Source organism: Streptomyces sp. SLBN-31 (genome assembly GCF_006715395.1).
In the GTDB taxonomy this organism is placed as follows: domain Bacteria; phylum Actinomycetota; class Actinomycetes; order Streptomycetales; family Streptomycetaceae; genus Streptomyces.
The window spans coordinates 3,635,344-3,648,946 of record NZ_VFNC01000001.1 but is presented as its reverse complement, the minus strand read 5'-3'; the positions used below and the strand labels follow the sequence as shown (position 1 = coordinate 3,648,946).

At 69.4% G+C, this 13,603-nt stretch carries 10 protein-coding genes and 3 pseudogenes; 6 read left to right on the top strand and 7 right to left on the bottom strand.

From position 1 onward, the window contains the following. The first annotated feature begins 149 nt into the window (after window positions 1-149). Window positions 150-1,259 (top strand): epoxide hydrolase family protein, encoded by a 1,110-nt coding sequence (locus tag FBY22_RS16830; protein WP_142146440.1) that lies wholly within the window; start codon window positions 150-152, stop codon window positions 1,257-1,259. A gap of 98 nt (window positions 1,260-1,357) precedes the next feature. Here FBY22_RS16830 and FBY22_RS16825 read toward each other — a convergent pair. Next, window positions 1,358-1,948: pseudogene (locus tag FBY22_RS16825) on the bottom strand (lytic polysaccharide monooxygenase); the annotation flags it as partial. Between the two features lie 525 nt (window positions 1,949-2,473). Between FBY22_RS16825 and FBY22_RS16820 the strand changes: the two are divergent. After that, complete coding sequence (locus FBY22_RS16820; protein WP_260844882.1) at window positions 2,474-4,075, top strand: cellulose binding domain-containing protein; 1,602 nt, start codon at window positions 2,474-2,476, stop codon at window positions 4,073-4,075. Window positions 4,076-4,164: 89 nt separating this feature from the next. Here FBY22_RS16820 and FBY22_RS44935 read toward each other — a convergent pair. Then, a pseudogene (locus FBY22_RS44935) lies at window positions 4,165-4,335 on the bottom strand (short-chain dehydrogenase); the annotation flags it as partial. A 55-nt stretch (window positions 4,336-4,390) separates the two neighbouring features. Continuing rightward, a complete protein-coding gene (gene lexA / locus FBY22_RS16810) occupies window positions 4,391-5,071 on the bottom strand; it encodes a transcriptional repressor LexA (RefSeq protein WP_142146436.1) in 681 nt (226 codons plus the stop codon). A gap of 99 nt (window positions 5,072-5,170) precedes the next feature. Here lexA and FBY22_RS16805 point away from each other — a divergent pair, with 99 nt between their 5' ends. Next, entirely contained in the window at window positions 5,171-5,641 is a 471-nt protein-coding gene (locus FBY22_RS16805) for a hypothetical protein (protein WP_142146434.1), read from the top strand. Between the two features lie 98 nt (window positions 5,642-5,739). Here the strand turns inward: FBY22_RS16805 and FBY22_RS16800 are convergent, their stop codons facing one another. Both FBY22_RS16800 and FBY22_RS16795 read right to left on the bottom strand, forming a co-directional pair. After that, window positions 5,740-8,556, bottom strand: coding sequence for an ABC transporter permease (locus FBY22_RS16800; RefSeq protein WP_142146432.1), 2,817 nt, complete (start codon window positions 8,554-8,556; stop codon window positions 5,740-5,742). Between the two features lie 5 nt (window positions 8,557-8,561). Beyond that, window positions 8,562-9,239 carry an ABC transporter ATP-binding protein gene (locus FBY22_RS16795; protein ID WP_260844881.1) on the bottom strand — a complete coding sequence of 226 codons (678 nt, stop codon included), beginning with the start codon at window positions 9,237-9,239 and terminating at the stop codon, window positions 8,562-8,564. A gap of 107 nt (window positions 9,240-9,346) precedes the next feature. Here FBY22_RS16795 and FBY22_RS16790 point away from each other — a divergent pair, with 107 nt between their 5' ends. Continuing rightward, window positions 9,347-9,937, top strand: a complete 591-nt coding sequence (locus FBY22_RS16790) for a PadR family transcriptional regulator (protein ID WP_142146430.1) — start codon at window positions 9,347-9,349, stop codon at window positions 9,935-9,937. Between the two features lie 146 nt (window positions 9,938-10,083). Here the strand turns inward: FBY22_RS16790 and FBY22_RS16785 are convergent, their stop codons facing one another. Next, window positions 10,084-11,553: an MFS transporter gene (locus FBY22_RS16785; protein WP_142147743.1), complete on the bottom strand. Its 1,470-nt coding sequence runs from the start codon at window positions 11,551-11,553 to the stop codon at window positions 10,084-10,086. A 149-nt stretch (window positions 11,554-11,702) separates the two neighbouring features. Here FBY22_RS16785 and FBY22_RS16780 point away from each other — a divergent pair, with 149 nt between their 5' ends. Continuing rightward, window positions 11,703-12,269: a TetR/AcrR family transcriptional regulator gene (locus FBY22_RS16780; protein ID WP_142146428.1), complete on the top strand. Its 567-nt coding sequence runs from the start codon at window positions 11,703-11,705 to the stop codon at window positions 12,267-12,269. A gap of 22 nt (window positions 12,270-12,291) precedes the next feature. On the opposite strand, the pseudogene FBY22_RS44930 reads toward FBY22_RS16780, so the two are convergent. After that, window positions 12,292-12,447, bottom strand: a pseudogene (locus tag FBY22_RS44930) (epimerase); the annotation flags it as partial. 194 nt (window positions 12,448-12,641) lie between these two features. Between FBY22_RS44930 and FBY22_RS16770 the strand changes: the two are divergent. Next, entirely contained in the window at window positions 12,642-13,331 is a 690-nt protein-coding gene (locus FBY22_RS16770; RefSeq protein ID WP_174267164.1) for a hypothetical protein, read from the top strand. Window positions 13,332-13,603: the final 272 nt, after the last annotated feature.

The window sequence follows — 13,603 nt, the reverse complement described above, 5'->3', positions numbered from 1 at the left end:
GCCGGCAAGCATTTCATTCGCACGACCGAGGACCCCGAATCGTACGAGGTGGACCATAGCCCGAGCCCCGCGTTTGAGGGCACTCCTTGGTGGCAGTGCACTAGGGACACCCCGGACGCGGGAAGCTCCGCAGCAAAGGAACCTCACCAATGGCCGGCTCTGAACACGCTCCCCCCGCCGTCGAATTGGGAGTTCTCGACGACCTGCGCTCGAGGCTTCGGGCCTACCGACGCCTGGACCTCCCCCGCGGTACCGGCTGGGAACGCGGGACAGACGCCGACTACCTCTCGGAACTGGTCCGTTACTGGGCAGATTCCTACGACTGGCAAAAACATGAGGCAAGGATCCGAAGCCTGCCGTGGGTCCTCACAGGAAACGGCGGCACGCCCCTGCGCAGCATTCATCTGCGCTCAGCACATCCTGAAGCGGTCACCGTTCTGTTGCTTCACGGCTGGCCCGACTCCACCCTGCGATTCGACAAGGTTCTCCCGCTGCTGTCGGACCTGCATCTGGTTGTCCCCGCGCTGCCCGGCTTTCCCTTCGCCGCACCCATCGTGCAAAAGGGGATGTCGGCACCAGCGATGGCCGAAGCCATCTCCGAGGCGATGGCTGAACTCGGCTACGACCGATACGTCATCTCCGCCGGAGACGTGGGCTGCGACGTCGCCGAAGCAATTGCCGCGTCACATCCCGAACGGGTCATGGCCCTGCACCTGACCGATGTCTCGCAGTACCACTTCCTCATCGATCCACCGGAGGATCTCTCCGAAGCGGAGCGTGCCTACGCCAGTTACGGCCGTCGATGGCAGGCGACCGAGGGCGGCTACATGCACGAGCAGTCGACCAAGCCGCACACGCTGGCCGTCGGCCTCGGAGACTCTCCCGCCGGACTCGCCGCGTGGCTTGTGGAGAAGCTACGGACTTGGACCGACTGTGACGGTGACGTCGAGGCCGTCTTCGCCCGGGACCAGTTGCTCACCTGGATCACCGCGTACTGGGTCAGCGGTGCAATCGGCACGTCCTTCACTCCGTACGCGGAGAGCGGTCCGAAACCCGTGGGTCGCATTGACGTGCCCACAGCCTTCACGATCTTTCACAAAGACCTCGTCAACGCCCCGCGTGAGTTCGCCTGCCGCTTCTTCGATGTCCGATCCTGGACGGAATACGCGATCGGCGGGCACTTCGCAGCGTGGGAGTGCCCGGACGAGTACGCGGCGGGAGTACGCGCAGCCGTGAACCTCGCTTCCCCGTCGGCGTAGCCAAGTCTCCTCGCAGGGAGCCCGCACGCCGGACGGTGGGCAACCCGCCGGGAGGTTGCCCGGCGGGTCCGGAACGCCGCGTCATGCGGTGATCAGTACGTCACCTCGCCGTGGCCGCCGTCGAAGACGATGTCGGAGCAGGAGTAGAAGTTCTCCTGGCTGTCCGAGCGGATCCAGTGGATGAACAGTTCGTGCTGGCCGGTCTTGCCGCTCGGCAGCGTGAGGTCCCAGTAGTAGTGGCCTCCCTCCGAGCCGGCACGGCCGGACTGCGGCGGGTTGGTGACGGACTTGATGAGCGTGAGGTCGTCCCAGGCCAGGAGCTTGGTCGGGGACCAGCCGTCCTTGGTGATGTACACGTTGAACGTGCCCGGGTGGGCTGCCCAGTTGCTGTACTGCACCTGGACGGTCGAGCCCGCGGTCAGGTGCGTCTTGGGCCAGTCGGCGCGGGCCGCGTTGTACGAGGAGAAGTTGAACGGGCCGGTGTGGCCGCCGCTGCAGATCTCCCCGTCCGGGATGAAGCCCTTGGTGCGCCCGCCGCCGTTGGACTCCAGGACCGCGAACCAGTTGTACAGCGGTGTGGTGCCGGTCGCCCTGACGGCGTCGGCGCAGGCCGGGTTGGCGGGCATCTGGGTGCTGCTGTGGGCGACCAGGTCCTGGTAGCACAGGTAGGTGCGCGAGCCCGGCACCATGGCCACGCCGTGGGCCGACGCGGGCGAGGGCAACCAGCTCAGGGCGAAGGCGAGCAGTACCGCTCCCAGCAGGCTCACTAACCGAGGGCCAGGGATCGGCGATGTGTGTCGCCTGGTGCGTGTGATCTTCATGTGGGGGGTCTCCTTGGGGTCATCCGACCGCTGCGGGGACGACAGGCACCGGGCAAGCGCCGGCCAGGCACCGTCAGCCGTCGGATCGATGACGTCCGGGCAGGGCCGAGAGCGGCCCGTCAGCGGGTGGTGCGACCGTGCGTGGCAGGCTCCCGCAGTCGGCGCACCAGGGTGCGGGGGCCGACCGGAGCGCGACGCTGGGAGCGCTCCCACCTATCGGGTATAGCGCTTACCGGCGCAGCCGTAAATCCCTGTGACGACATTCCAGCGCGGGCGTGACCAGGCGCGGCTCCGGTCGCATTATTGGCATGAACCCGACCGGTGGTGCGCGGGGACCGCGAGGCCGGGCCAGTCGACGTGCCGGTCATCGGGTCCGGCACCAGGGAGGTCACTGTGATCACCACCCCTCTCGCACGACGCACCGGCCGGCGATTACTCGTCCTGGCGGTGTTCGGCGTACTGCTGCTCGCCTCGTCATTGCTGTACGGCGTGTCGTCACCGTCCGCCGCCGCGACGCCGTCCGCCGCACCGGCCGGCGGAGCGGCCCTTGCGGACCCATCGGGCTACACCGGCAACGCCACCCACTTCGACGGCCTCGGATCCCCGTACGGCGGGTGCGGAGTCCCGCAGGCCGATCTGGAGTCACGGAACTTCGTCGCGCTCAACGTGTGGAACACACCGGGTCACTACGCCGGGCAGCCCACCCCGCGTCCGATCCCGGCCGGCGACGCCGACAGCATGGGATTGTTCGACAACGGCCACAACTGTGGCCGCTGGGTCCGGGTGACGATCGGTGACTACTGCACCGGCACCAACGACGGCGCGGCCGGCCAGGCGTTCTGCCGCAACGGGAACTGGACGTCGGACAAGTACAACGGCGCGACCCTGGACATGCTGGTCGCCGACAGCTGCGGCGATACCAACGCGTGGTGCCGGGACGACCCGTACCACCTGGACCTGGCCACACAGTCACTGAACAGTTTCCAACTCGGCGGCAGGCCGGTGGCGGACATGTACCCCGACCGCTGGAACAACCGGCACGTCTCCTGGTCGTTCATCCCCGCACCCGGCTACTCCGGCGACATCTCGATCGGCTTCGTCCAGAACGCGGCGACGTGGTGGCCCACCATCGACGTCACGCACCTGCCCAACGGCATCCACGGTGTGGAGTTCTACGACGGCAGTGCGTGGGTGTCGGCCGGTATGGTCAGCGACCTGGGACAGCAGTACACGATCGGCCCGAACTCCTCGGGCGGATCGAGCTACACCATCCGGGTCCGTGACGCGGACGGCAAGCTCGTGCAAGGCGGGCGGACGTACAGCTTCGCCATACCGCGCTCCTGCGCTTCCGGTTGTAACCAGCCGTACACCAGTGTCAGTTACACCACGAGCGACGGCGGAGGCGGGTCACTGGACGCGCCGACGAACCTCGCGGTGACCGCCACCACTGCCGGCAGCGTCTCGCTGTCCTGGAGCGCCTCGTCCGGCGCCACCGGTTACGACGTCCACCGCGACGGGCAACTGGTGGGCAACACCACCGGCACGTCCTTCACCGACAGCGGTCTGTCCGCCTCGACGTCGTACACCTACACGGTCAACGCCCACGACAGCTCGGGGAACACATCAGCCGCATCGAACAGCGTTTCGGCGACCACCCAGAGCTCGACGGGCGGCGGAGGGGGCGGAACCGACTCCGGCTGCACCGCCACCACCAAGCTGGTCAACTCCTGGCCCGGCGGCTTCACCGCCGAGGTGACGCTCACCAACACCGGCACCTCCACCAGCAAGGGATGGCAGGTCGGGTGGACCTGGCCCGGCAGCCAGAAGGTGACGACCGCCTGGAGCACCAAGCTGACGCAGTCGGGTTCCTCGGTCGCAGCCTCGAACGTCGACTACAACAGCACCGTCCCGCCCTCGGGCCGGACGACGTTCGGCTTCAACGCCACCGGAGACTCCTCCGGCCTGCCCGGCAACCCGGTCTGCACACTCAACTGACGGGCGCGATCGCAGCAGCCGGCGGGCGTGCCGGACGGCGCGCCCGCCCCGCAACGTGCCGGTGACGTGACGAGCGCGGAGCAGGTCCAGGACGCGACGACGGCGACGCCGGTCCTGCCGCCGTCGATGTCCACCACCGTTCCGTACACAAAGGCCGCCCCGCCGCTGGCCGGCCAGACCACCGCGTGCGCGATGACGTCCGGTGTGCCGACGCCGCCGGCGGGCGTGCCCTTCATCATGACCTCGCCCGGGTGGAGCTCCTGCGACGGCAGCGGCACACGGCGGGGAGGTCGGAGCCATGCCGGCTCCCTCGGTTCACAGCACGCGCAGGACGCCGACGACCTTGCCGAGAATACGGGCGGCGTCGCCCGGGATGGGCTCGTAGGCGGGGTTGCGCGGCATCAGCCACACTTGCCCGTCCTGTCGGCGCAGCACCTTGACGGTGGCCTCGTCGTCCAGGAGCGCGGCGACGATGTCGCCGTGATCGGCGCTGTCCGTGCGCTGGACGGTGACGATGTCTCCGTCGCAGATCGCCGCGTCGATCATGGAGTCGCCGGAGACGGTGAGGGCGAAGACGTCGCTGTGGCCGCCGGTGATCTGGCGGGGCAGGGCGTACACGTCCTCGATGATCTCGTTGGCGAGCAGTGGGGCGCCGGCGGCGATCCGACCGACGAGCGGTACCTCGACGGCGCCGACGTCCGTTGTGCTCTCGTCGTCGGCGGGTGCCCATGGGGGGCGCACTTGGTAGGCGCGGGCGGTGTGCGGGTCGCGGTAGAGGACGCCCTTGCGTTCCAAGGCCAGCAGTTGGTGGGCGACCGAGGAACTGCTGGCGAGATGGACGGCTTGGCCGATCTCTCTCATCGACGGCGGGTAGCCCCGCTCGGCGACCGTCTGTGTGATGTAGCGGACGATGGCCGCCTGGCGGTCCGTCAGCTCTCCCTCGCCGGCCCGCCGGCCCGGGGGTCGGCCCCGGCGCGGGGTCGTACTGTCGTCCATGCCGGCACCTCCGTACAAGATCCGCAGAGTGCGACCTTAACCCGCACACCCTCGCAAATGGAACACTCTCTCGACAGGGTGACGCGCTTGGGAGGCGAGATGGCCGAGTTGGTCCGGCAGCAGGAGCTGGACGTGGAGGTCGACTTCTACGGCTTCGCCCTGCAGGACGTCGATGACACTCAGGTGCCGGTCGGGTATCCGGAGGGCCGGGAGGCCGGCCGTGCTTTTCTGACCGCTCGGGAGGCGCGGCTCGACATCGAGAGTGCCGGCCACACGCACACCGCCACCCTGTCCGCTGAGGTCTGGGACGCTGAGCCTCCGGCTGCGGATGGTCGCGGGGAATGGGAGGAGCGGGCGGAAGCGCAGTTCCGCTGCGCCTCGGGTGAGCTCGCGATATGGGCTGTCACGGGTGGGCCGATGGACACCTGCTTGAGGCTGTCCGACACCGGCGGCAGCTGGTGGGTGCGGGTGTACTGCGAGGGCCGGGCCGAGGTGCGTCGGGCGGCGGAGGCCGGGGTGCCGGAGGGTATCGAGCACTATCTGGTGCAGTTCTGGCCCGCGACAGCGTGACGAGCGCGGCCGGGGCCGCCCGCGAGCGGGGTGCCCCGGCCGCGCCGCCGAGCTACGGAATGAACTTTACGGGCCGTCGTCCGCTGTCGTTCTCGTCATCAGTCCGCGGTGAGGACCCGCAGGGGCGCGATCCGGGTCAGCGTGCGGATCGGGACGGTCAGTGCCGCGCAGACCAGGCCGGTCGAGACGAGGACGGCTGTCGCCGCGGCTGCGGCGACCGGCAACAGGTGTCCTGAAAGGACTCCTTCGCCGAGTGCGAGGACGGTGGCCAGGCCGGCTGCGGCGCCGGTGAGGCTGCCGAGCAGGGCCAGGCCGAGGCCCTCGTAGAGGGTCAGCCGGGCCAGTTCGCGTGTCGTCCAGCCGGTGGCGCGCAGGACGGCGAGGTCCGTTGCCCGTTCTCGCTGGGACATGACCAGGACGTCCACCGCGCCGGCCGCGCCGAGCAGCAGGGTCAGGATGACACTCAGGTAGTCGGCGGTGCGTGCCTGGGCCACGACCGCGTTGCCCAGCAGGGAACCTGCGACTTCACCTCGGAAGGCGAAGGTGACCGAGAGCAGCACGGTGAACGCCGCCACCGCCAGGGCGAGTCCGGCCGCGCCGAGCACGGTACGGCCGCGCGCCCGCAGCAGGTCGCGCTGGGCGAGGCCGGCGACCGAGCGCACGGGGACGGAGCGGCGGGCCGGCGCCACCGGGGCGGTGACGGCGTCCAGGGGGCTGATCCGGGTCGCCCGCCACGCCGGGATGAGGCCTGCCGCCAGTGCGAGGAGCAGGGCGACCGGCAGTACCAGGGCCGCCTTCGCGAAGGAGTGGGAGAGCCCGAGCAGGGCGCCCAGGACGTAGGCGAGGAGCACGCCCGTCGCGCCCGCGCCCAGGCCGACCACGGCGAGTTCGCCGAGGATCAGGCGCAGGACTTCCCCCGCGCTCCACCCGGTACAGCGCAGGGTGCCGATCTCGGTGCGGCGGGAGCGGACGCTGGCCAGGGCTGCCTGGGTGAGGAACAGCCCGCAGACCACCAGCACGAGCGCGAACAGCACGGCGCTCTTGGTGTCGACGGCCCGCAGGATGCGCAGGGCCACGCCCTTGGCGGTCCAGTTCTCCCGGACCTGGAGCCCGGCGGCGAGTGCGACGGTCTGCGGTGCCGGGGAGCTGCCCACGGTGACGTCGACGCGGAGGTGCGGGAACGTGTCATGGATGCGTGCGGCCACGGCGTTCACCCGGGCCCGGGACGCGGAGTCGACGCCCGTCACTCCGGCCACCCGGATACGGATGGCGCTGACGGGCGCCCTTTCCTGGGCGGTGGGAGTGTGGCGGCTCTTGGTGAACGCGGCGATCGAGTCGAGGGTGGTGAGCAGGGTGGGCGGTGGACTGAGGTAGCCGCCCAGGTTGCGGTCGGGGTGCAGCGGTCGGTCGCCGAGCGCGGACCGGGTGGCCGCGTCGGCGCCGGTGACCTGTGGGGAGCGGTAGGTCTCCAGCGGCACGGCGGAGAGTGCGGAAAAGCCGTGCAGCCGGGTGGTGTCGTAGCGGCCGACCAGGTGGATGACCGGGATCGGGGCGCGGCCGCCGTCCTCGCCGCTGCAGGTCTTGTGTCCCCCGCAGTTCGTGGAGGCATGGCCGACGACCGTGCGGTACTGCGTGCCGGCGTTTTCTTCGGGCACGTCGGACAGCAGCGCCGAGGTTCCTTGGAGGTTGTTCTTCCAGACGCCGGCGGGCTGTTGCGGGCGGGTCCGCGCGACCAGGCCGTTGGCGGAGGTGCCGTAGGCGACCGGTCCGACGGTCCAGTAGCCGCCGGTGTCGAAGTTGCCGGCCTGATCGACGGAGCGGAAGGCCTTGTCGAGGTCGGCGCCGACGGTGCCGACGGTCTTGCCCCGCAGTGCGGTGACGAACCGGTGGGCCGCCGGGCTGCCGAGCCTGCCGGGCAACTTCGTGGGATCACCTGCGTTGAGGCGCTGCACTTTCGCCGTCAGGGTGGTGGAGGTCAGGGCGTGGCTGCTGAGCATCACCGGCACCTGGTAGTCATGCTGGCGGCTGGCCGCCGGGCCGCTGTCGAAGGGGTCGGGGCCCCACACCGGCCGGTCCTTCGAGGTGAGCATCCGGCCGGCGGTGACCGTGTCACCGAGACCGACCAGCCGGTCTTCGGCATCCGGGGCGACGGCGGACAACAGTACCGGGAAGGCGACCGGGATCTCCGCCGCGGCCTTGCCCTCTCCCGAGCGGCAGGTCATCCGCGATCGTGCGTCGAGGTCGAACGCCGACGTCGGTACCGGGTTGTACCCGGGGTCGGCCTGGGGTGTCAGCCTCGTGCCGTCGGCGCCCTTCGCCGTATCGGATTTGTCGCTGTTGTAATACCAGCACACCCAGTACGTCCGTCCGGCCGCCTTCTCCTGTTCCAGGCCGGTCATTCCCGTTTCGGCCATGAGATCGTTGCGGACCGTGATCGGGTTGCGGGTGAGGTAGACGTACTGGTCGGCGACCGGATAGCTGCCGAGGCCGGCCTTCACCGTCGGCTTCAGGCGCAGCAGTTGGGCGGGGGCCTTGGAGTCGAGGAAGCGCGAGACGTCGAGGCGCAGGCGGCCGTCCACCATCAGATAGCCGATGTTGGCGATGGGGGCGGCGACGTCGAGTCCCGGCAGCTTCTCGATGCGCCGGTACTGGTCGAGGGTGATACCGCCGAACACGCCGGACAGGAAGTTGGCCTGCACCAGGCCCCGTTGACGCTCCAGGGAGGTCTGCGCGGCGGACGGGCGGACCAGAATGTCGTACGCGGAACGGGCGTTGTGCCGGACCACTCCGGTGGTCCGGGCGCGGCTCGTGGTGACGGCGGAGGTCAGCAGGGTGAAGCCGGTGGCCGCGACGAGAATGCCCAGGGCCAGAGCGAGGGCCCGCCCGCGTCGGCGCCGCAGCTGGGAAAGGATCATGCCGATCACGGGCGCAGGCCTCCGAGACGGCCGAGGACGTCGCCGTCCGGCGTCACCCGGTCGTCGGCCACGATCCGGCCGTCGTAAAGCCGCACGATACGGTCGCAGTTGGCGGCGACCTCGACGTCGTGCGTGGCGACCAGCAGGGTCGTGCCGTAGCGCTCGCGCAGTGAGAGCAGCAACTCGACTATGTCCCGCCCGGTCGTACTGTCCAGGTTCCCGGTCGGCTCGTCGGCCAGCAGCAGCCCGGGCCGGTTGATCAACGCCCGTGCGATCGCGACCCGTTGCTGCTGACCTCCGGACAACTCCGACGGCAGTGCGTCCGCACGCTGCGCGAGGCCGACGGCCTCCAGCACCTCCGTCGCGCGTTCGTGCCGGTCGAAGTCCACCCGGCGGGGCAGCACCGGCGCCAGGACGTTGTCCAGCACGGTCAGAGCCGGCAGCAGATGAAAGCGCTGGAAGACGAAACCGACCCGTCGGCGGTGCGCGTCCAGCCGCCGTGGCGTGAGCGCGTCGCCGTCGACCTCGACCGTCCCCTCACTGGGCCGGTCCATCCCGCCCAGCAGATGCAGCACCGTGGACTTCCCCGACCCCGAGGGGCCGGTCAGCGCCACGGCGGTCCCCGACTCGATGCGCAGGTCGACGGCATCAAGTGCGACCAGTTCCGCATATCGGCGCGTCACACCTCGTAACGTCACATCCACCGTGCTGCCACCCTCCTGCATTGTCACAATGCAGCGGTACATTGTCACAATCCACCAGGCATGTAAATGGCGTTGCAGGAGGGTCCATGCCGCTTCACCACGCGGTGCTCGCGCTGCTGGCCGACGGCCCGGATCACGGCTATGAGCTCAAAGGCCGGTTCGAGCAGGCCATGGGCCCTCAATGGGGCGGCCTGAACATCGGTCACCTCTACCAGATCCTGGACCGCCTGGTCCGTGACGGGTACGTCGTCCGCTCCCACGTGAGCCAGGCGGACCGTCCCGACAAGACCCGCTACACCCTCACACCCGCCGGAGACGACGAGTTGCGCGACTGGGCCACCAGCGCCTGGGTCCGCACCGGCGGATTCCGCGACGAACTGTTCCTCAAACTCTTCGGCGCCTCCTCCCTCGGCCCCGACGCCCTCGACACGCTCATCACCGCGCAACAGCAGACCTACGTCGCCGAACTCGCCGGTCTGACCCGGCTACGCCGCACCCGGGCGGACGACCCCCTGGTCACCCTCCTGATCGACGCGGCGATCGCCCACACCAAGGCCGACCTGGAACTCCTCGGCACGGCCGCCCAACGCCTCGCCCCGATCACCGGGCGCACCAAGACCGCGTCCCCCCAGGCACAGGCCGACACCGGCGAGGAAGAGGACCGGCGAGGGGCTTGACGGAACCATACGGACCTGGTGGTGCGTCGCCCGGCCAGGGTCGGATCGTCCTGGCCCCTTCCGTCCAGGGGGCCTCGGCAGCGGCATGGTGACGACGACGCTCTTGGCGCTCAGCCGCTCCTCCCGGCCAGGGGAGGTTGTTATCGTCAACGGCGGTTCACGGAAGCCTCGTTCGAGACGGGGACCGCACCCGGAACGGTGGAACGTTGCCGCGCCGCGGAGCCTTCCGCGGCCTTGGACCTCGCCAGCCACAGGCCGGTGAACACGGCCGTGGCCAAAACGACGGCGCCGGCAGCGAGGAAGGCACTGTTGAGGCCGGCCTCGAAGGAGGCACCGCCGGATTGCCGGGTGCGGACGACGGCTCCGAGTACCGCCACGCCGAGCACCGCACCGATCTGCCGGGTAGTGCTGCTGACGCCAGAGGCGAGTCCACTCTCCTGCGGGCTGACCGCCTGGATGGCGGCCCCCGTCAGCGGGGACATGGCCAGTGCGAAGCCGGTGCCGATGAGTGCCAGCCGCCACCACACGTTCCCGTAGCCGGTGTCGGCGTGCACCATCCCGAGGGCCAGGAGTCCCAGGCCGGCCAGGGCCAGGCCGATGGTGACCACGATTCGGAAGCCGTACCGGGCGGCGAGTCGGCCCGCGTACGGGCTGACGATCACCATGGCGAGGGATACCGGCAGGGTCTGCAGACCGGCGCGCAGGATCGAACTGCCCTGGACGTACACGAAGAACTGGGAGAAGAAGAACGACGAGCCCATGAGCGCGAACCCCACCACGACCATGGCGGTGTTGGACACGGTGAACAGGCGCTGCCCGAAGAGCCGCAGCGGCAGCATCGGCGCCGAACGACGGGCTTCGACGGCGACGAAGGCGGCGAGGAGGACCACCGCGGCGGCGAAGCTGCCCAGGATGACCGGTGAGGTCCAGCCGCGGGCACCTCCCTCGATCAATCCGAAGGTCAGTGCCCCCACCGCCAGAACGGACAGGCCCGTGCCCGGGATGTCGATCGCGGAGGCGCTCGGGTTGCGGGACTCACCGAGGCGGCGCAGGCCGACCGCCAACAGGACCACGCCGACGGGCAGGTTGACCAGGAAGATGGCAGGCCAGCCGAAGGCCTGCGTCAGAACGCCGCCGGCAACGGGGCCTGCGGCCAGGCCGATTCCGCTGAGTCCGGCCCACAGCCCGATCACCTTGACCCGTTCTTGCGGCACGGGATGGGCGGCGGCGAGCAGGGCGAGCGAGGCCGGGCTCAGCGCCGCGGCCCCGATGCCCTGCAGAACCCGGCCGACGACCAGCCAACCGAGCGACGGCGCGAGGCTGCACAGCAGCGACGCGGCGGTGAACACCGCCGCGCCCGTCAGGTACACCCGCTTGCGGCCGAACCGGTCGGCGAAGACACCGCCGGACAGCAGCAGCATGGCGACCAGCAGGACGTAGGCGTCGACGATCCATTGCAGTCCGGTCAGTTGAGTGTGCAGCCGGTGCTGCATGTCGGGCAGTGCCGCTCCGACGATCGTGTTGTCGAGCAGGACCATGAACTGGCCTAGGCAGGTCACGGTGAGCAGCACGCCCCGGTTTGATCGACTGCCTATGGTCGCATGGGATGCAGCGATGGGATGCCCCTCAATCGTTGGTTGCGCCCGGTCTGGTCGACGCAGGTGTCGACACACCTGAACACCCTAAAGCAGCCGAGGACTGCGTTAGGCGACTATAGGGAGCATCGCCTCACAAACGCAAGTGGTTACTGCGTTAAGGTGAGGGAATGAACGAGCGACAGCCAGCCCGGCGGCCCGGCGGACGCAGCGCCCGCGTCGGCGCGCAAGTGCACCAGGCCGTCACCCACCTGATCAGTGAGCGCGGCTACGGCCACTTCACCGTCGGCGATGTCGCAGCCCGCGCAGGCGTAGCCGACAGCAGCATCTACCGCCGGTGGGGCGGCCTGGAATCCCTGCTCACCGACGTGGCACTCACCCGCCTCAACGCGCAGTCACCTATGCCCGACACCGGAAGCCTCGCCGGCGACCTGCGCACTTACGCGGCCCAAGTGGCCCGCGAGATCACCGGACCCGACGGTCCGGCGGTGCTGCACCTGGCCGTCGCCCTGTCGAGCAGCGGTCAGAAGGGGCTGGAGGCCGGTGCCGACCTCCGGGCCGAACGCACCCGGCAAATGCAGTCCATGCTCGATCGCGCCCGCGACCGTGGCGAGCACCCACCCGACGCGTTCGAGGTGCTGGACCACATCCTGGCCCCGATGTACATCCGCGTCTTGTTCGGCATGGTCCCGCTCACCCCGGACTACATCGACGGGCTGGTCGACCGATTGCTGTGACCTCAACCCCGTGGGGCTGCGGGCGCAGCCACACCCCGGGCGGTTGGGCAGCACCCGCGATCGCGGCGCCCACAATCCGGGCGGAGTCGACCCTGGAGTCCATCATTTTGCGCAAGTTGGCCTGCGTGTATCGGCAACTCACCGTGCGTCCGGCCACGTTGATCACGACCTCGTGGCCGGACGCCTCCGGGGCGCGTTTCAGAGGAAGCCTTCGTCAGGGTGGCTTCCGCCCCCCGCTCGATATGCCTGACGAAAGTCAGGGTAGACGGCGCTCAGGGAAAACAAAGTCACCCGCTTCCTTCTGACACGGTCCCAGGGAAGGCGGTGAGGGCAGAGAGGCAGCACATGGTCAAGAGCCGCGATCGGGCGCGTATGAGACATCCTCGCCACGAGCGTCGCGGCGAGGCACGGCTGCCGGGCGTGGCCGCCACGCTGGTGGCCATCCTGCTGTACGTGGCGCTCCCCCAGCAGCTGCTGCTCGCGCCCCGCTACGTGGTGCCCACCCTGGAAGTGCTGCTCCTGATCCCTCTCATTGCCATCAATCCCAGACGGCTCACCCGGCAGACGGCCGCCTTCCGATTCCTGTCCCTGACACTTGTCCTCGTCATCGCCGCCAGCAACCTCACCGCCCTGGGCATCCTCATCCACGAGTTGCTCTACGCCGGCGTGAAGGACGGCCGTGCACTGCTCATGGCCGCGCTGCAAGTGTGGCTGACCAACATCATCGCTTTCGGTCTGGCGTACTGGGAACTGGACCGAGGCGGCCCGGTGGCACGCACCCAGCTTCCCCGGGGCGAGTTGCCGCTGGCGGACTTCCGTTTCTCCCAGGACGAGAACGACGACGCGGTGCAGGAGGTCGCCGACGGGGCCAGCATCAGCACCGACTGGGTACCGAACCTCGTGGACTACCTGTACGTGTCCGTGACCAACTCCACCGCTTTCAGCCCCACCGACACCATGCCTTTGTCCGCCCGCGCCAAGCTGCTGATGAGCGTTCAGAGCATCGCGGCACTCCTGACTTCCTTGCTGGTCATCGCCCGAGCCGTCAGCGTCCTGCACTGACAACCCGGCCCGGATCTTTGCGGGATGCCGCAGGTGGCGTAGGCGTGAGCGGTGCCGGCTTGCGCCGGGCGGGCGGACCCCTGACACGGCGTCTTGCCCAGATGCGTGAACAGGCACTTTGCCCCACAGTGGAATCAGAGGAATCAGACAAGCTCACACCGCCGTTTCTCCAAGGCCGTTCGAGCGCTGGGGCACGTGTGTGCTCTGCCCGGCCTCGGGCACCGTCGCCGTCGAGCCTGCGGCGCACCGTGCGGCCGTACGCACATCCCACT